The sequence below is a fragment of the Paenibacillus sp. FSL R7-0345 genome (assembly GCF_038595055.1).
Taxonomy (GTDB): Bacteria; Bacillota; Bacilli; order Paenibacillales; family Paenibacillaceae; genus Paenibacillus_AQ.
This window is the reverse complement of record NZ_CP152002.1, coordinates 730,012-749,793: the sequence shown is the minus strand read 5'-3', so window position 1 is coordinate 749,793 and position 19,782 is coordinate 730,012. Positions and strand designations below refer to the sequence as shown.

The following is a 19,782-nucleotide window of genomic DNA, read 5'->3' as shown; positions in this document are numbered from 1 at the left end:
ACTGTAGCATAGTTTAAGTGATATGATTGAGTTATTATGCTAATCAGTCAACGCCTAAGGTCTCACTTCTTCATAAATGGATATAATGAATATTATTAAAAATCCATTGTAGAAGGTGTTTTGAGTTGGCTAATATCCAAAAACGTGGAGATAATTCATGGTTCTTAACAGTTAATGCTGGTAAAGACGCTAGAGGAAAATACATTCGTTTCACAAAGACCGTTCATTGTCGAACAAAACGAGAAGTAGAAATCGAATATGCTAAATTTCGGATGGAAGTGGAAGCGGATGAATATGTGTCTCCTCAGAAACTAACCTTTGGGACGTTCGTAGAAGAATGGAGGGATAAATATGCCTTAAAGCATTTGGCATACAAGACTCTATACACTTATGACTCTAATCTTAAGACTCGAATTCTTCCATACTTTCAACATCTAAAGCTTGAGGAAATCAAACCACTTCACATTTTAAATTTTCTGAATCAGCTCGAAAAGAACGGTAGCCGTGGAGATAAAAAATCAGGAAGCTTAGCTTCTGGAACAATCGAAATTCAACACCGAATCTTAAAAAACATACTCAAACGTGCAGTGGAATGGAGAATTATTAAGCGAAATCCAGTTACCGATGTGCAGAAACCTAAGGTCAATGCAAAAGAGATAGTTCCCTACAATGAAACAGAGGTAGAACAAATGCTTCGAGCGTTGCAAAGAGAGCCATATCACTGGAGGGTTATGGTAACTTTGGCTCTTATAACTGGATTACGGCGGGGCGAATTACTCGGGCTGGAATGGAAGCACCTTGATTTCAACAATGGGATTTTGGATGTGTCACAATCTATGATTCATGCTCTTAAGGGTGAAGTCATCGTCAAATCCCCCAAAACAAAAAAATCTATTCGGAAAGTAGCGTTGCCAAGTTCCATGTTAAAGGAGCTAAAGGAATACTACGCTTATAGAACGCAAGAGCGAAATGATGTCGGCGATTCATGGTATAACGGAAATTGGTTTTTTATGTTCTCACATCCCGATGGACAACCTTTTCATCATGAACGTCCCTACCTTTGGTTTAGACAATTTATAAAGAAGAATGGCTTTCGGTACATTCGGTTTCATGATCTCCGGCATACCTCAGCCACAATTCTGATTAACCAGGGCGTTCATGCTAAAATTATCTCAGAGCGACTTGGACATGGGAGCATCGCCACAACTATGAATATATATGGACACGCGCTCAGGACTGCTGACCAAGCTGCGGCTGATAAGTTCGAATCGTTTTTTACATCTGATGCTGTACAAGAACACTAAAGAAGACGTGCAAGGATTTTCTGACGTCTTCTTTTTTCTGTTTAGTGATAGTAACACTAACCTTTTGAACACTTCAACTTTGCCTTATTCAGTCCATGTTAGCCTGGTTCCTTATCCCCCATATACAGAGCAACCAAGACAAAATATCTCCCTTATGAATCACAGGAATTAACTTTGAGGATTGTAGATATTGTTTACTCGCAGAGAGCAATTGAGCCCTAAAGTATATATATTATTACTCTGGACGAATAAATACATAAACTGGCATGTTGTCTGTTTTGTTGTTAAGATCATTCTCAATTCCACGAGGGTTAGCTATATAACCTTCTGGATCATAAACGAAACATAAAAGTGTTTTGCAATCTGGATGAACCTTGTATCTTTGAATATCAATAATCAACTGTTCTCCCAAGTCCTTTGCCTTCATGCTTTTACGAGAACGCTTCACTTCAACAATAATCTTTTCATTTTTGAGTACAAAGTCGACTCTAGAACCTCCGCCTGCATAGCTAGGAGTCCATTCTTCAGCACGAATATCATCAAAATGTAGATGCAAGATACTATGTAATAAATCTTGAACATCATACTCATCTGTAATATCTAATGTAGAACGCTCATTATGCCTACTGCGTAATTGTTTTGCTATTCTGTGGAATTTATTAAATATATTTTCGAGATTATCTATTGGTAGTGTTTCCTTTAATACTTGCTTAACTACAATTCGACCTACTTGTGCCTCATCTCTTATGCTTTCTAATAGCCTTATTCCAGTTGTTACGTTGCTTTCATAAACATCGGAAACATGATCATTAAAACTTTTCAAATAGTAGCTGTCCGCTTGCAATAATTCCATAAGGCATTGTTGAGACTTTGTTTGCCATGCTTTAAACCAAGAAGAGTCAACGACAATAAACCCCATATACCCATCATCTGCAGCTGTAGCTTTCAATCTATTTCCTTCATTAATCAATTCATTTAATCTAGTTATAAAGTCCACAAATACCATCCCTCAACATAAATTTCTAGGTATATTATTTATACACAGGCTTTGAATTTTGCATCAATTATTAATAATTTCCCTTACCTTTTCAAGCTTTTGCTGGCTAGCCCTATATCTTGAATATAAATGAACGACTAATTCATTGATTTCTTCTGTAAGTTCTTCACGAATATCTTTTGAATCAGTATCTGCCAGTTTATTTAGTCTGGCAGTTATCATTCTCTTAACACCTACAGAGCTCCTTTCGCCAGCCCCGTATGCTTCCATATAAACTTCCCAATAATCATATTCATGAAAATGTTCTGACCATATTTTTGAAATATGCTTTCCTTCTCTAGCTAATCTTATAATTTCCTCTGAGTCTTTCTTATTCATGTTAACCTCCAGTGTTTAGTTGGATTTCCGCTGTTACTTTATTGATATATATTTATTAGTTGAATCAATTTTCATATTCGACCTTGCAAAGTGAAACCCTATAGCCTACCTCTTTTATTGAGCGCACATGATCAACCAAATTTATAAGACTAAAAAAGAATAAACATTCACTAAGAGCACCTTCTTTAGTTGTAGGTATCACATAAATAAACTCAGGAACATCATGGGCCAAAAAATCCTGTTTAGACCACTTTATACTGTATGCCTCTTCCACTTTCTTTTCTACCCTAGGGTCCCCTCTTAGAAGCCTTGCAGAAACGCTTCCTTGTGCGAAGAGATGGCTGAGAGTTGCAGAGCTATACATTTTCTTAACACATAAGTACTGCATTTCCTTAGTTAGAAGATCACATATCTCATATTTCTCATTAGAACTAAAGTAAAGAAGTTCCTTGTCAAAAAGAAGCCAGTTTTTAATTTTACCAACCCTTTCGTTATACTCCCCCTCCTTTTCCCCCACCTTTATAGCAGGTAATTTTAAAATATTTGTCATATCAGGAATACTTCTAACTGTTTCTTTAATCATTCTGACATACTCATTGTCTACCTGAAACCAGTTCCCCAGTGATAATACAAAGGTTTCTGAAGAATTCGCTATTTCTGCCACTATAAATTCTCGCATTTTATACTTAGCGGTTACAGGCGCTCCCTCACTGTCTAAACCAATAATATGTACTTTATCAAGATAATCATTAATATCAGGATTATCATCCAAAAAATCATAAAACCTTTCCAATGTTACATCAGACAATTTGCTGTTACGAGCTCCTATGAAAATTTTATAATGATCAATATTGGACTCAGGAATTTCAGGTAATGCGACAGTGACTTTTTGAGTCGATCTTTTATCTAAATATCCTTCTAATTCCATGTTTAGTTTTTGAACTTTCGAATCTGTACGCTTTAATGGACGAAGATAATCTATAAACTCAAAATGCTTTTTGTATGTAGTTGCCTGAAATTTTTCTAAGAGTTCTTCACAGAGTTCACCAAGTTCATTAATGGTTGTGTCTGTAGTAATTGCTAAGGAGTCCGAACCTGAAAGTTTAGATGCAAATTCTTTTGTCGTTGGTTTACCGCTTACGTATCTAATCCAATCAATATTTTGATTCAAACCAAATTCGGAAACCTTACTTCCCACCGTCACATGCGTTCTTCTTTGCTTGGTAACCAAATCAATATTCCTTGTATCTAGCGTTTCTATACGTTCGGGGTCTATCTCATTTAAAGTAACTCGCATGCCAAAACCCTGTTCTATTCTTGACCTTTCAAGAGCGCTATAGGCAAACCCAAAGGGCACAGCAAATATACGACTCTTTACTCTCAGAACAATCAAGAAAGAGTTTGAGGCATTCAGTAATGCAAAATTTGATAAGTCAAAGTTCTTACCCACAAAATCTAGCCATTTAGGAGCTTTAACTTTGTTACTCTGTACAAAGGCAATACATTCATAGCTCAATTTCCCCATTTTAGGTAATTCAACAAAAGGATTCTTTCCAGACAGATATTTTCGTTGTATTACCTGCTTGAAATCCTTCACATCTTCATTAAGCAAGTAAATAGACAGCTTCATTTAATCACCTCTTTTAAATAGGATTATTTACCTATATTTTACTTCCTTCTGATCCAACTGTCTTTACAAAATTTGACGAAAAAGGGTCTGCGTTTTCTATAATCAAATTCCTCATTTATTATGATTAACCGATGAATTGTTGGACTCCGTAAACCTCATACTATAAAATATAACGTTTCGAACAGGAAAAATGCTTTTCTTCGATTAATGAAGAAAATGTAGGTTGAGTATAGTACTTTCTTTTTATAGTAAAACAAAACGAAATTAATACAAAAAGTCCCGCTTCAGTAGATGCGGGACTCTCATTTATTCATTATCAGGGTTGTATGCACAATAAGGGTCTTTTTCAATAATTGCTTTCTGAATCTTCTGTTTAAATAGATTTTTTAAGTCACCAGTGTTTGTAAGCATTTTTAATATTTCGTTTAGGTCACATAATACTATAAATGCTTTACTTAATGCATCTTGGGATAATTTGATGGCGGGAGCAGTAAAGCCATTTACTGAAATGAATATCCCTTTTGCTTCGCCGCGTATAAAGATTCTGGATAAATGGCTAGCAATTTCTTCTCTTCCTACAGCGTCTCCCCACCACTTCATTTCAACAAGGTATATTTGGCCATCAAGTTCAATTACCCCATCAATTTGCTCGACAATGCCTTCATTGTTATTACCGTTGAGTGTAAATGCTTCCTTAACCAATATACCGAACGATTTAAATAGTCGGTTCAAAACGTCTTCAAATAGTTTACCTCTCTTTTGACGATTTTCCATAAAATAGAGTTTGCTAATTTCTTCATTAAATAAGGCTTTAGCTTGGGTAATTTTATTTGCATCTTCAACCTTCTTTAAATACTCTTCACGACTGTTCTGTTCAAATTTCTCTTTTTCATTTTTCATACGCGTAAAGGTATCTTTTACATTAATTACTTGCCGAATTTCATGAACAAGTCCTTTAGCTTTTAATCGATCAGAATCCCAACATGATTCAAAACTCTCAAATTCAACAATTCTCTTCAGAATCTCTCGGCGTTCTCTAAGATTTGCTTCTCCTTTTTCGTTTAAGCGGGATAAAATGATTCGTGTAATTTCGTACTTGTTTATGCTTTGAGGGTTGAACTGTACTGTTCTTGCAATATCAATCATCAGATCATCTTCAACACCAGCACCTTTGAAGAACATAACAACGTCTTTCTTAGAACGGTTCAAAAGAGGGATTGTATCAATTAATAGGTTAAGTAGTTCTGGAGGGTAGTGATATATAATACTATGTTTCATTTTCACTCATCACCTTAGGCTTTTGTATTTACATAAATTTATTATTTGATTATGCTAAATGACTTTCACTACTCAACAAGAGTAGTTCAAGGCCCCTCCACAATATAAGTCGTTAATCTAGCTCTGTCAATTCTGTGACTGCAACAGGGCAATCAACATTAGTTATGGTATAAATTACATAAAGTTATGGAGTGAATCGGATGTCCAATAAGCGAGATATATTAGAAGCGCTTACAAATCTTGATTTATACGATGACTGCCTTTCTTTAGCCTCTGGAGTGAAGCCGGGACAAACCGTATATACACAGTGTCGATCACTTGCAGAAGCAGCGATTGTTTGTCGACAACGAGGGATATGTAACAAGTGTCATCGAAAAAAACAACTAACCGATTATCTGCCCCTGCTTCAATTAAAGTTTTTTTTTGACACTGAAGAATCAGCACCTACGTTGAATCAATCTTGGTATTGGGAAGGCAATGTACAAAGCAAAGTGGTAACCCACCTAGCTTTAAACGGTTTTTCAATCCGCAGTGTTGCAGATACTTCAACTAAAGTAGCCGGTAAAGATTATTGCCGTTTCTCATGAAGGAAAGGAACTATAGGTCAGCGTGAAGGGTTATCCTGATAAGAGTTCCAACGTTTAAGCAAGACATTGGTTTTCAGGTGCGGTATTCGATCTTGTTCTCTACCATGGGGAGAATCCTGATGTTAATCTAGCTGTAGCTATGCCTGACGGTTTCAACACTTATTTGAACCTTTCACCACGTATTAAATGGCTTAAAGAATCCATGCCTTTTTATATCTACTGGGTAAATTAATCCGGGGATGTCCGGTTTGAGTGACACAATACTGCTCCTTCCTCAAGAACCCGGAAGCCCCGTCCCTCGTCCTGTAAACGTTTAATGACGATTTTTCCGCTTCATTTATGATACGGTTCCCCGTAACACTCTAAAGGCGAAATTTTAAGGGCACGCGAAGTGGATACTCTTTCCCGACAGCTGACGGCCGGCTTCGCCAAAGGATTTAACAGGGATCACTTCCATCTATCCGACTCTACTTCAAGATATTCCAGACCGTACACCTCAAAAAAAACGAAAAGAAGAGCCCCTTAAAGGCTCGCTTCCTTGTTCGTCACTCTATCAATCGCAGCTCCCTGGCACGGACAACGGCTTGACCCCGGCGCTTCACACCAAGCTTGCCGATGATTCTCGATACATGCGTCTTGACCGTCGTTTCAGCAATACCGAGCCGCTCGCCAATCTCTCGGTTCGATAGCCCTTCTGTAATGTTTATTAAGATTTCGTACTCCCGGTCGGTCAGTGGATCACTCAGCTCCGTTTGATCGGGACTTGGGACAGGCAACGAGATATTTTCTACGGCACTTCCAACTTCGCCCTCCAGCAGCTCGACATAGATCATCCGCGTCGCGATAAGCTCTAACACCTGTACGTCCCGATCCGTAAACACACCTGGTAATTGCCGATTTTCCAAGTAGAGTAAATAGGAAGCTTGATCACCCGGAACCGCGATCGGCAGACACAATATCGATCTGGGCTGCTGTGCTTCAATATAATAATCCTTCACCCAAAAACTCCGAATCGCATCATAGAGAATTAGCGGCTTACCTGTCAACGCAGTATGACTCAAGACGCTCTCTGCATACAATCCGGATACCGTTTGCTTATCCGACCGATCTGATCCGCCTGCTTCAATAGCAAACCTCTCCCCTTGGCGGCTCAACAAGAGACCCCAATCGGCGCCAGACTGGCGAAGCGCTGCTTCCAGCAGACTTGTCATCCAGTTAGTCTGCTTCGGCTTGCTAACCCCCTCAATGAGTTGTCGCACAAGCTCATACTCACCTTCCCTCGCCTCCTTCCTGCCTTCCACTGAAGTATTCAGCTGTGGCATGTCCATGCGCTTACGGTCGCTTTCCACTTCCTGCCCCAAGATCTGCTCCTCATGCTGCCTGGCAGCTGGGTAAACCAACAGATCGGCATATTTACCTTTGATTTGGGCTACCTTGGAGGTGATACCCCATTCAGCGAAAGCGGCACAGGCATCCATCATGTTAATCATTGCACCGGACCCGCTACTTAAGTCATCTTTATAGCAGATTGCAAGCCGTTCGCAGGCGATCCCTTCTAATAAAGCGTATTTCTCAGCTCTTGCCTGCCCAATCGCAGCCATATATCCGTGTACCGCAGCCATCGGATTTCCAGCCATTCGTTCGTCCTCCGCTTTCATTAGCAGATATGCGGAGGACGTCTTGCCTAGAAATCCTCGCCAGCTTTTCATTTTACGTAATTGACGACGTATAACTTGCCGTATCTGCTTGCGTTCTTCCTCGTTTTTCTCCAAAAATATAGCGGTTAAGCTCAAACTCTCATAAAAGCGGTGCTTGCGAATTCTTGTCCAATCCAGTGACAGCTCGTTCTGCCTTGCCTGCTTCGCCCAGTACAACGCGTCCTCATAATTACCCGACAAGTAGGCCACTTCTAGCCTGCAGACACAATCATAGTTATCCACTTCCTGTTGCTTCGAAGTGCCGCTTGACGGAGGCTGCGGAGTGGAAATGGAGTCTTCCCTCTTGGATTCGTCCTGCAGTGCTAACACGTAGCTCTCTGCGATTCGTACTATTTCCTGTGTCTTGTCATTGGCGAACTGTCGCATATTCTCCTCATAATACTGGAGTAGTTCCTTTAAAGTATCCAGGTCACCGCTGTACGTCACGAGACAGGTAATCAGGGCCAGATTGGCGAAATCTCTTTCTCTGCTCTCTACCCCTTGGCGCATCGACTTATACATCATGATGAAAGCATCCGATGGCTTGTCCATTTGCTTAAACATTCCAATCGCAAAATTAATTGAATGTTGGTTCCTGAACTTGGAGACATTACCCATTTCCAAAATTACCCGTTCGGTGATTGAAGGCGCTTGAACACAGTTTGGAAGCACCCTCTGTATGATCAGCTCGTATCCTCCGATCATGACGGCAAGTGACTCATTTAACCCTTTCTGAAGCCCGTAACGGATAAACCGAGCATACAATTCCAGCAGCGCTCTGGCGTCATGCATAAAGAGAGGGAAAAATAGTTGCACTAATAACAGGCTTAACTCCGTATGCTCTTCATCAAGAGCGTCGGACAACAGATAAGACTTATTGCGTTTTCGATACAACATAAGCCCTGTCCGAGTCACTTCCTTGGCGATGGACAACAAGGAGCTATTCTCCTGAAGCTTCCATCCATAAGCCTCCAGCGCTTCTTTTCCGATTGCAATTACCGCCTCATTGTCCACAAACGCGTAAAATTGAATCAAGGGCACCCATATGCGAGAACGCTTCGATCGGCTCATCCCCTTGGTGTTCTTATTTAAATCCGATAATAGTACTCTCGCCCGGTCGGGTTGTCCGCCCATATACTCCGTCCATGCTAACACCAACTGCAGTTGAACATTGAGCTCGCCCGATTCGAGCTCTTTGTATTCCGTTAATAGGCGAATCCCATTCTCCGCATATTCTTTCCCTTTTACATAGCGCCCATCAGCTAATGCCTTTTTTCCCGCTTGAAGATTATGCTCAATCAGCTGCCGAGCCTCTTGCCCTGACAGAACCGATGCGGCTAGGTTCAAGTGATCAATTGCCGTCAGCGTCGTATTATCACTCCAATTGGGAAAGCTGCGCTGTAGCAGTTGCCCGATCCTACGGTGCCTGTCCGCGTTGCGGCCTGAATCGAAATCATATGCCATTCGGTGAATGAACTCATGGACGAACAAATAGATTCGATCCTGTCTGTCTTCCTGCTCATCCTCACGATAGATGATTCCTTCTGCCTCTACCTCTTGTAGCCCATGGAAAGCGGCATCCGGCACCATGTCGCATGCTTTGGCAAGAATCGACAATCGGAAAGCAGAGCCAATCGCGGCAGCCATGGCTAGAAGCTGCTTTGTATCGTTCGATAGCTTAGTGAAGCTCACCTCCATCAGACGGAGGTGAGCTTCTGGATCGCCCATTTGCCGGATGACTTCCGGATCCCATGACCACTGATGCCTATTATCGTCAAAGCTGAGTTTTTTCTCTTGCAGCCAGCCTTCTAGTATCAGACGTATCGCCCGAGGGTTACCACCGCTTTGATTATAGACAGATCTGGCCAGAAGACGAATACGAGCAGAATTTTCATGCAAGGCATCGGAGACATATTGGCTCACCTCTTCGTATGTCAGTGGCAGGAGGGCCACTATTTCCTCCGAATTGGTACGCCATCTCTCAACTAACCAGGTAATCTCTGGGAAGTGATTCGAATTAGGTTCTCCCAAAGTGGGAGCTTGCTCAACTGTCATCCGGCTCGTTCCAATCAGGAACAAACCGGGTACCGTATGCTTCACAAGGGAGTCAAGTACCGCATGCGTTCCATGGTCGGCCCATTCCAGGTTATCAATAAACAGGACAAGCGGGGGCTTGCATTCGGCCATGCATTGCATGAGATGTGGCAGATGATCTCTGGCACGATCCCAGCCATTTTCTTCGTCCACGGCAGCCGATACCTCCGTCTCGGTTCCAAACAGCGAATGAATCTCGGGCAAAATAGTGACGATTTCCCTCACATCTCGTCCAAACTCCGCCTGCAGCTTTATTTTAAGCTGTGAAATGACATCTGCCGGCTCGCTCCACAGCTGATCCACCCATTGTCGCAAAGCTTGAAGAATCGGTTCATACGGTGCAGTTTGCTGAAGAGGTTCTGCTCTCCCTTCAACAAACATGCCTCCACGCCGAGCGACCTTTAACTGTAATCTGCGAACGAGCGTCGTTTTGCCAATGCCCTCCTGGCCGCTCACCCATGAAAATACGCTCATCCCTTGAGCCGCCTGCTCAAGTTTGGCCTCCACTTGCTCTACTACAGCGCTGCGCCCGTACCAATTATCGGTTCGACCTAGCGAACGAATTTGGTCTAGGCGGCCTACTTCGAAGGGCGTCAGCGATCCTTGTTTATTCAGCATGTCCCGACACCACTTCAGATCCTCAAGTAACCCGTAAGCGCTCTGGTACCGATCCTCCGGAGATTTGGCAAGTAACTTCATCAAAATATTTTGCAGCGGCCCTTCTCCCTCCAACCGATTATGAAGCTGAGGCTTCCTGCTAATATGTACAGTACTCCAATCTTCACCGTCTTCAGGAAGAAAAGGCAGTTGTCCGGTGAACAGCTCATAAAAAATAACGCCTACTGCGTATAGATCGCTGCGTTCATCCGGCACACGATTAATCCGTCCTGATTGCTCAGGAGACCGATAAGCAGCATTACCTACCCCGATCTTTATCATGCGCGCCGTCTTTTCATCCCATTGAATACTGATGTTAACGGGGCTCAAGCATCCGATCATCCCATTCTCTTGATGCTCACGGAGCACCAATTCCGTCAATGGGATGGAGAGCTCAATGAAGCCTTCAATCTCTATAGGAGGCTCCTTTATGTAATCTTTTAGTTTCTTAATCATAGCCGACAATCGTACGCACCTACCTAAAATATAAGTTAAGTTTTGAGTTATAGATGGTTCGAAAGGTCCTGATCTCTTTGGTTAGGAAGATAAGTTTATTATAAATATTAATCTATGATGCTTTTGGAGTCCATTAGTTTTAATTCCCCCCCTGTAAGTTAACTCAAATATACTATGGGCGCACGAAAAAAAGACACCCGGTCCGGGTGCCTTATAGGGTTCAGCTCAGCGAAACTATTGGCAAAAACACATGCATTCGCCTGACTATTTCTGTTGAAGCAACCGTAATATAAGTACCGCCTCCTCAGCCCGTGTGGCCTCCGACTCCGGTTCGAACCGATTCCCGCTTCGACCTTGTGTTAGTTCCGTCATAGACACCGCCGGCAAAGGCAGAAGATCCTTTTATAAATCCGCTTGGCCATGCCTGATATCCAGTAAATGTTCTTCCTAACACTTCATCCCCAAGAATGGAGCCACTATACCCAATTCCATCTTGACCGGAGATGTTTGTAGCGGCTGCAACAGTCGATATGCCGCCAAATTCTACGCTTCCCGAAATACCTCCTATTATAAAAAGGATAATCAATAACATTATTGCTAATTTCCTACTTTTCCTTGTCATCATTCTTTTGTCCTTACGCATAAAGAATTCTTCATCGCTAGAAGCCACCAATATTAATAGAAGCCTCTTGGTCGTCTCCATATAAAAAGTCTCCTATCATTTCGCTTTATCTAAACAACATAGACAAATGATAGGAGCGTAAAGTCCTCCAAAAAAGCTGCTTATTTATTTGTTCCACATACGGTAATTGAATCAGCCGTCACTTGGTATAGGCTCAAAGTAGATAGGAAGTGTCGTTACCGAATAATCGGATAACGCTATGATCTTTTCATCGCGAGTAACCGCAATTACACGCAGATTATACACCGTCTCCGGATTAAGATTCCTAAGTGAAACATGGGTGGTTGGGGTGGTTTCGATCAGCTCCTCATTCATATAAACGTGATAGTTGATCCCCTCTTCCCCATACTCATTCCAATAGAGCTCAATGAAATGAGGCTGAACTTCAGACCTCATATTCTGTATCTCCCCATAGTACGCGAAACGGAAGGAGGCTGTAGTTAGTCCGCCTTTACCGTCATTGGCCGTTATATGAATTTCTGTTGAACCGAAACCAGTTGGGCTAATGCGCATGCTAGCTCCTTCCACATCTACCTCTACAACTGCCGTATCACTCGAACGGGCTGTGAATGTTAACGAATCACCATCCGCATCATGGAAAACCTCGCTCATATCGATTTCAAATGGCGCATTAGAATTTACCATTTGATTAGATATTGGTTTAACCGCCTCAGGAGCAGTATTCGTTGGTGTTGGTGTTGGCGTCGGTGTTGGTGTTGGCGTCGGTGTTGGCGTCGGTGTCGGTGTTGGCGTCGGCGTCGGTGTTGGCGTCGGTGTCGGTGTTGGCGTCGGTGTCGGTGTTGGCGTCGGTGTCGGTGTTGGCGTCGGCGTCGGTGTTGGCGTCGGTGTCGGTGTTGGCGTCGGTGTCGGTGTTGGCGTCGGCGTCGGTGTTGGCGTCGGTGTCGGTGTTGGCGTCGGTGTCGGTGTTGGCGTCGGCGTCGGTGTTGGCGTCGGTGTCGGCGTCGGTGTCAATCCCGATAGTCCTGATGGTGTCGTCGGTGTTGGCGGCCGCTGAGCTTGTTCTTGCAGCTTCTTCATCTGCTCCAAAAATTTTTTCAGCTCCTCAAATCTTTTCTTCTCAGCATCCAAAAGTCGTTGCATCAACTTTTCCTCCGATTGTTTACCGGCTTCTTCAAGTTTCTTCTTATTCTCCTGCTCTTGCAGTACTTTTGCAGCTAGAAGCTTATCTATTAGGGCCTGCTTCTGTGCGTCTAGTAGACGCTGCTTATTTTGCTCCTCCAGCAGTCTTTTTTGTTCTTCCTCCAATTGCTTCTGCCTTGCCTGCTGCTGCTTTTCCTCATCCGATAATTGAAGCGGCAGGACATTATTCAAATCGATCTTTTTACCGGATTGCTTATTGGCCTCATCGATAAGTGCCTGCAATTGTTCTGGTCCTATTAAATTCTGATCACGAGCCTGCTTTAAAATATTAGGAAGAAGATTATCTAAATTATTTTGGTATCGATCCAGATCGTCTGGAGACAAGCCACCCGGATTTCCGCTAGGGATAGACCCTGGGGCTTGATTTCTAAACCTCTCCAGCATCTCCTCATTTTCCTGCTCTATTTTTTGCTTAGCCTTTAATATGGCTTCGATAACAGCAGGTGAAGCTTGATTAACGAGACCGGAAAGATCAACCACATAAGGCACATTGGGCGTTTGCGAATCTAATCCTGGATTTAAGCTCAGTTGCTGCCCAGGATATACGAGGAGGGCTGGATCCTGACTAGTTCCGTTGCCGCTTCCCTGAACTAGACCGCTGTTTACAGTAATCATCGGAAACAACGTAACCGGATTGATACCCACCATAAAATTCGTGCCTCGAACATCAGTCACAGCCGTCGGCGTAAGGATGTTGAAGGTATCCTTGGCACTTACCAGTGAGGACACATTGGCCGCAGCTAGCCCGCTCCATAACATAAAGCTCGTGTGCTTTACACGGGACGCATCACTTAAGTTTGAAATGTACAGCTCCGAGTTTTCGCTTATCGTAATTTCATCCCCACGATCGGCCGTCCTTAATATCGCGCTCGTATTTTTTTCCGTAAGAATATGATCACCTTGATGAAGATTCATGCCATTATAGGCCCGGTAAGTCAATGAACCGCCCGCCTGATTGATCCAGACCGTTCCTTTAATCTGTTCGATTACCGTCACACGCGACTTGCGATCTGCTGCAGGCAGCTTCTCGACCGCTTCCGCGATTTCCCGTAAAATTACCGTCCTCGTGTTCGAATCCCATTGTACATCTGCTCCAAATGCCTCACTGAAAAATCGGATCGGAACATAGGAACGGCCATCTTTGTTATATGGCGCTGTCTCAATCTCTCGCTGCTCTTCTGCACCCGTCTCGGCATTGTTAATGGAAATCACTTTACTCTCCATTTGCAGCCTGATACTTACGTCTCCCTTTGTCAATTCAATGGTACGCTGGTTATCCAACAATCCAACCTTATAGCCCAGCATTTCGCTTAAAGCTCTCACGGGCACCATTGTGCGCCCCTTCACAATTTCGGGCTGCACGTCAAGTCTGATCACGGTATCATTGATCACAACCTTCACCTGATCATTGTGGGGCAAATTGGTTGGAAGCTGGTAATACTCAAGCTCACGGATTTTATTGTTATAGCTGTCCGCAATGAGCAAGCCGCCATTTGGCAGAACCGCTACATCTGTCGGATTATGGAGCAGATTATGACCGTTAATGCCATCTACTTGACCAAACTGAGCAGGTACACCAGCAATTGTATTCACATACCCGTCAACAAGATAACGAATCGTGTGGTTCAAGCTATCGGCAATGACTAGTCCCCCATCCTTTGTTACGACGATTCCTCTAGGAGACTGAAAGCGTGCCTGTGTAGCGGCACCATCCGCATAACCACCTTCGGCATACAGGCTACCATTCGCATACACAGGCTCCTCCCCCGCAGGCAAACCCGCCGCGGTTGTCACTGTACGCTTGGCCAGATCAATATAGCGAATTACTCGATTGCCCGTATCACTTACATATAAGTTGCCTTTATGGTCGATCGCAATGCTGGTAGGATCATTAAACTTGGCGGTTGAAAGCTCTCCATCTGCATAATCACCTGCAGGAACAGCATAGCCGCCAATCACCTCGACGACTCGATCAGATGCAGCGTTAAGTGTAGTCACTTGACCATCCGCTGTTATTTGCCGGATTAAATGATTTAACGTATCCGCAACATACAAGGTTCCATCTGCAGCGACAGCCACATCCTGGGGATGATAGAATCCCGCTTCATTACCTATACCGTCTTCATTGCCGATTATGCCATCACCGGCAACCGTTGTTACCATCCCATCCTTAGATATTTTTCGTATCCGATGATTTTCGGTATCTGCTATGTATATATTACCTTCCAAATCCGTATCCATGCCCGAAGGACCGTTGAACACAGCATCTTCTTTAGCACCATCGTGCCAAGCTCCCTCAGGAGTTCCGTAGTCTTCCCCGTCAAGCATTAAGCCCGCATAGGTAGAAACCTCTCCATTCTTCACTTGACGGATGAGATGATTCCGGGTGTCTGCCACAAGCACAGAACCATCCTTCAAGACAGCGATTCCCTGAGGCATACGAAAAGAAGCCTCTGATGCCGCTCCATCCCAATCGTCAAATTCACCACTTCCTGCAAATACTGTTACTTTTGAAAGAGCCTCATGGCTGTCACCCAGGTACAGCTCACTTTGAATGCCGGCAGCCCCTGCGGCTGTACCTCCAATTAATGTGAAACTCATAACAGCAACTATTAAACGACGATATACTTTCCTCACATTGATCCCCCTTCACCCGATAAAATCAAAGCAACAAAAAAACAACTATAATTCGACTTCCTCTGGACATTATAGTGAGAAATATAATAGTTTGTAGTCCTACGAAAGTAGTATTCTATAAGATTGTGTGAGAAATGAACGATTAATTCTCCTTACAGCACCTCTCCTGTATACTTTTTCAGAACTTCATAAACTCCTTTTTTACGGGCTCGTTTAATAATGAATTTAAAGAGAGAACGTTGTAACCAGAAGGGAATACCCACGATTAGGGTGTTTTGTAGTGTTAAAACGAAAGCGGTATGGGCAAGTGACTTGGGTTTGCCCTTTTCATCTGTTAATCTATCGTCCATGAGCCCGTAATGAATGCGAACCGATTGCTCGAACTTGCTTGGCGGCGTTAGCCGGACGCGGAATACAACTGGCTCTTCATGCTCGTTCGCAAAGGTATGTGACGTTTTAAGTGGGGCAATACGGCGGTCTCCCGCTTCTAACACATGCTCTGTTTTACCTAAAGTTACGGTGAGCTTACCTGTAATTACTTCGAATTGCTCTTCAAGCTGATCATGAATATGCAAAGGTGGACCTTTGCCAAATGGAGGCAGTGCAACTTCGATTAATAAATACTCTCCCTCCGTGTCCTTTGCCGTTTCTAGAAAAGTAATTTGTTCTCCTGTGACTTTATTCTTAACCGTTTGTTCCATTCATGTTCGCTCCTTGTTGATTATTTACCAAAACTAGATGCTTAGATGCTTCAATATTGATTGTCTTCATGCAAAAAAACCTTCTATCATTCGACTCTGTTTAAACATCATAGTCGAATAATAAAAGGTTTAAGTCCTACGAAAGGAGTACACAGTAAAAAGGAGGGGGTGAACGATAAGCACCGCGCACAGTTCAAATCAAAAAATGGCAGCACTCACAAAGTTCTTCCCGCAGGTCTTCATCATCTGCATTTGATTCGAATTAAATATCACACCTTAATGTCTGTTCTAACACAGCTGAAATTCATCCGCCATCTCTTGAGACCACTCTGAAATAGTTTAAATCCTAAATCGCATAACGCTGGATTTCGGAGTTATTTTTGCAAGTATACAAGTTCGCCTTACTTGTGATACGGTTCACCTTAATTAATCTTCACTATCCTCCCTCTTAGTAAGACCGCCTCCTCCTTGGACAGGTGTAACTAAGGAATGAGAAGTCAATGACACGGTCACTAAATTCCTAACACTAATAGCCCGCTGGACGGCAAAAACACTGCCATCCAGCAGGCTTATTCTTTATGCTTAGGGACGGGGGCAAAGAATAAAATAGGACAAGCTATTCGTACTTTTTCTACTTTGGATCTCAATTCAATACTTTTATTATCTACACATCCGTTACAACCATACACGTTTCCAAACGGAACTAAGCAACCTGAGTCACTATGAATACCGAACTCAGACTGCTTAAACCTTACTTTGTATATGTCTACCTGACAGGGATCACTTCAATTCCTAGGTGTCTTCTGTTCATTTAGGCTGAAATCCGGTGAAGTTTTACATCAATTTTACATCAAGTCTGTTCTCAGCCATCTGTATCACCAAAGTTTTTAATCTGTACCATATTAAAAAACCCAAGTAAATAAGAGGATTTTAACTCACTGTTCCACTCTTAACCAACACCGCCACCGACTCCACATGCACCGTATGCGGGAACATATCCACCGGCGTTACCTCCACCGTCTTATACCCGCCATCCTCCAGCACCCTCAAATCCCGTGCCAGTGTCGACGGATTACATGACACATACACTACCCGCTCCGGCTTCATCTGCAGGATCGTATCCAGCAGCCGCGGATCGCAGCCCTTGCGCGGCGGATCGACGACGATCACGTCGGGCGTAACGCCTTGTTCTTTCCAGTTCGGAATGACGTCCTCAGATGCCCCGACCTCGAACACTACATTGTTCATATTATTAAGCTTCGCGTTTCCACGTGCATCTTCAATGGCTTCAGGTACGATTTCTACCCCGTACACCTTGGCCGCATGCTGGGCCAGGAACAGGGAGATCGTCCCGATACCGCAGTAAGCATCGATGACGGTTTCGTTGCCGGTCAGCCCGGCGTATTCTACGGTTTTGCCGTACAGCACTTCGGTCTGTGCCGGGTTGACCTGATAGAACGAACGCGCTGAGATGGCGAACTGTACATCGCCGATGTAATCGTAAATTACGTCTCTGCCCCATAAGACGCGGGTTTCGTTACCGAAGATCACGTTCGTACGCTGGGGATTTACGTTTTGGCAGATGCTGACTACATCCGGGAGCTGCTCGCGGATACTTCCGAGCCAGGCGTCCAGATGCGGGATGTCGCGGCCGCTCGTAACGAGGACGAGCATCATCTCGCCGGTGCGGAAGGCTTTCTTCACGACGACGTGGCGGAGCAGGCCGCGGCCGCTTTCTTCATTATAAGCAGAGATGCCGAGCTCTCTGCCGATGCTCTTCACCGCAGCTACGACGCTGTCGTTATGCTCATGCTGAATCAGGCACGTCTCCATATCGACGATCCGGTGGCTGCCTCGGGCGTAGAAGCCGCCGACCAGACCGCCTTCGGTGACGCCGATCGGCACCTGGGCCTTGTTGCGGTAGCGCCAAGGCTCGTCCATGCCCAGCGTAGGCCGGACGATAATCCCGTCAGCTGAAGAATGCTCTTCAGCCCCGGCTACCTGCAGCTTCCCGATCCGCTGCAGGTTGTCCACCACCAGCTGGCGTTTCCACGCCAGCTGGGCGGTGTAATCCATATGCTGCAGCTGACAGCCGCCGCATTGGTCGTAGATGTCGCAAGGCGGCGCGATGCGGTCTCGGCTTGGCTCAACAAGCTTCAGCAGCTTGGCGTAGCCGTACTGCTTCTTGGTCTTGAGCACCTTGGCCTGTACCTTCTCACCAGGCAAAGCGCCCTGCACAAAGAGGGTAAAGCCCTCCACCCGGCCTACCCCTTCGCCTTCATGGGTCATGCCGATGATATCGAGCATAACCTCGTCATTCTTGTTCACTGGCAGATCGGCGGCAGGCGCCGAAGCTTCCCGGCTGCCACCCCGGCGTCCGCTGCGGTGTTTACTCATTGTTATATACTCACTTCTTTCATGATCTTCACTATTAATGATATTAATAATTAACCTTGTATCCAGCTACCCGTCTAAGCTCTATCCATCATCGGTTCGCACCGTATCTTCCACACTACAAAAGCTCCAGCTGACCCGGCGGGCCACCGCACGAATCAAGTGGAGCTTTATCTTGTCTTACTTTGCTGATCTCTTGCCTTAGTGATTCTGGGCAAAAATCCGCAGATGCTGCGGCAGGATCTCGAATCTGCCCGGCAGGGTACCACCCAGCTCACCGTCCAGGTTAAGCTGAACGTAGCCCGGGGAGGTGACCTCCATTGCATCGGTACGGAAATACACGACTTTCTTGTCCTGCAGATGCTCACCGCGGATGGCCAGGGTGACCAGCCGGACGAACTCGGCAAGGTTACATTTCTTGACCGCAATGACGTCGAACAGGCCGTCGTCGATCCGGGCATCCGGAGCAAGCTTCTCAAAGCCGCCGACGGAGTTGGTGTTGGCGATCAGGAACAGCATGAATTCATCATGGATCAGCTCCTGGCCGTTCGCGCGGATGTAGAGCTCCTGCGGCGACAGGCTGGCCATTTTCTCAATACCCTTCAGGTAGTAAGCAAGCTGGCCCATCATGGTCTTCAGTCTGCTGGGAACCTCGTATGTCAGCTCGGTCAGGCGTCCGCCGCCGGCTATATTAATGAAATAACGGTCGTTGGCTTTGCCGAGGTCAATCAGGCGCGACTCCTGGCGCAGAATCAGATCGCAGGAATCCTCCCAGTTCTTCGGAATGCCCATCGCCCGGGCAAAATCATTGGTCGTACCAAGCGGCATTACACCCAGCGGGGGCCGGTTAGGCTTCTCCGCCATTCCGTTAATGACCTCGTTAAGAGTACCGTCGCCGCCAGCCGCTATGATCAGATCATAGGTACCGCGTTCAACCGCCTCTGCTGCTGCAGCTGTAGCATCGCCTTCCCCGGTTGTAGCATGGCAGGAGGCTTCAATGCCGCCAATATCCAGCCGCTCCAAAATGTCGGCGAGTCGTCTTTTCATTTCTTCCCGTCCAGAAGTGGGATTATAAATCAATCTCGCAGTTTTCATTACCGGAACGCCACCTGTGTATTTAAAATAGATA

At 44.6% G+C, this 19,782-nt stretch carries 12 protein-coding genes; 2 read left to right on the top strand and 10 right to left on the bottom strand.

Annotated features, from left to right (window positions below):
* The first annotated feature begins 125 nt into the window (after positions 1-125).
* Entirely contained in the window at positions 126-1,304 is a 1,179-nt protein-coding gene (locus NST84_RS03225) for a site-specific integrase (RefSeq protein WP_342564219.1), read from the top strand.
* A gap of 235 nt (positions 1,305-1,539) precedes the next feature.
* Here the strand turns inward: NST84_RS03225 and NST84_RS03220 are convergent, their stop codons facing one another.
* From NST84_RS03220 to NST84_RS03205, 4 genes are all read right to left on the bottom strand, one after another.
* Positions 1,540-2,301 (bottom strand): hypothetical protein, encoded by a 762-nt coding sequence (locus tag NST84_RS03220; RefSeq protein WP_342564218.1) that lies wholly within the window; start codon positions 2,299-2,301, stop codon positions 1,540-1,542.
* 63 nt (positions 2,302-2,364) lie between these two features.
* A complete protein-coding gene (locus tag NST84_RS03215) occupies positions 2,365-2,679 on the bottom strand; it encodes a hypothetical protein (RefSeq protein ID WP_342564217.1) in 315 nt (104 codons plus the stop codon).
* A 64-nt stretch (positions 2,680-2,743) separates the two neighbouring features.
* On the bottom strand, positions 2,744-4,309 hold the full coding sequence (locus tag NST84_RS03210) for a DUF6119 family protein (protein ID WP_342564216.1): 1,566 nt from the start codon (positions 4,307-4,309) through the stop codon (positions 2,744-2,746).
* A 306-nt stretch (positions 4,310-4,615) separates the two neighbouring features.
* Complete coding sequence (locus NST84_RS03205) at positions 4,616-5,587, bottom strand: restriction endonuclease (RefSeq protein ID WP_342564215.1); 972 nt, start codon at positions 5,585-5,587, stop codon at positions 4,616-4,618.
* A 200-nt stretch (positions 5,588-5,787) separates the two neighbouring features.
* Between NST84_RS03205 and NST84_RS03200 the strand changes: the two genes are divergently transcribed.
* Entirely contained in the window at positions 5,788-6,174 is a 387-nt protein-coding gene (locus NST84_RS03200; RefSeq protein ID WP_342564214.1) for a hypothetical protein, read from the top strand.
* Positions 6,175-6,719: 545 nt separating this feature from the next.
* Here the strand turns inward: NST84_RS03200 and NST84_RS03195 are convergent.
* The 6 genes from NST84_RS03195 to NST84_RS03170 all read right to left on the bottom strand — a co-directional run bounded on the left by NST84_RS03195 (position 6,720) and on the right by NST84_RS03170 (position 19,748).
* The gene (locus tag NST84_RS03195; protein ID WP_256715921.1) at positions 6,720-11,078 is read right to left on the bottom strand and encodes an AAA family ATPase; all 4,359 of its coding nucleotides are present in this window, start codon (positions 11,076-11,078) and stop codon (positions 6,720-6,722) included.
* A 304-nt stretch (positions 11,079-11,382) separates the two neighbouring features.
* Positions 11,383-11,781 (bottom strand): hypothetical protein, encoded by a 399-nt coding sequence (locus NST84_RS03190; RefSeq protein ID WP_076140575.1) that lies wholly within the window; start codon positions 11,779-11,781, stop codon positions 11,383-11,385.
* 111 nt (positions 11,782-11,892) lie between these two features.
* Positions 11,893-15,558, bottom strand: coding sequence for a stalk domain-containing protein (locus NST84_RS03185; RefSeq protein ID WP_342564213.1), 3,666 nt, complete (start codon positions 15,556-15,558; stop codon positions 11,893-11,895).
* A 152-nt stretch (positions 15,559-15,710) separates the two neighbouring features.
* Positions 15,711-16,259 (bottom strand): cupin domain-containing protein, encoded by a 549-nt coding sequence (locus NST84_RS03180; RefSeq protein WP_036677840.1) that lies wholly within the window; start codon positions 16,257-16,259, stop codon positions 15,711-15,713.
* 930 nt (positions 16,260-17,189) lie between these two features.
* Positions 17,190-18,656 (bottom strand): 23S rRNA (uracil(1939)-C(5))-methyltransferase RlmD, encoded by a 1,467-nt coding sequence (gene rlmD / locus NST84_RS03175; RefSeq protein ID WP_342564212.1) that lies wholly within the window; start codon positions 18,654-18,656, stop codon positions 17,190-17,192.
* A gap of 198 nt (positions 18,657-18,854) precedes the next feature.
* The gene (locus tag NST84_RS03170) at positions 18,855-19,748 is read right to left on the bottom strand and encodes a diacylglycerol kinase (protein WP_277472424.1); all 894 of its coding nucleotides are present in this window, start codon (positions 19,746-19,748) and stop codon (positions 18,855-18,857) included.
* Between the last annotated feature and the right edge of the window lie 34 nt (positions 19,749-19,782).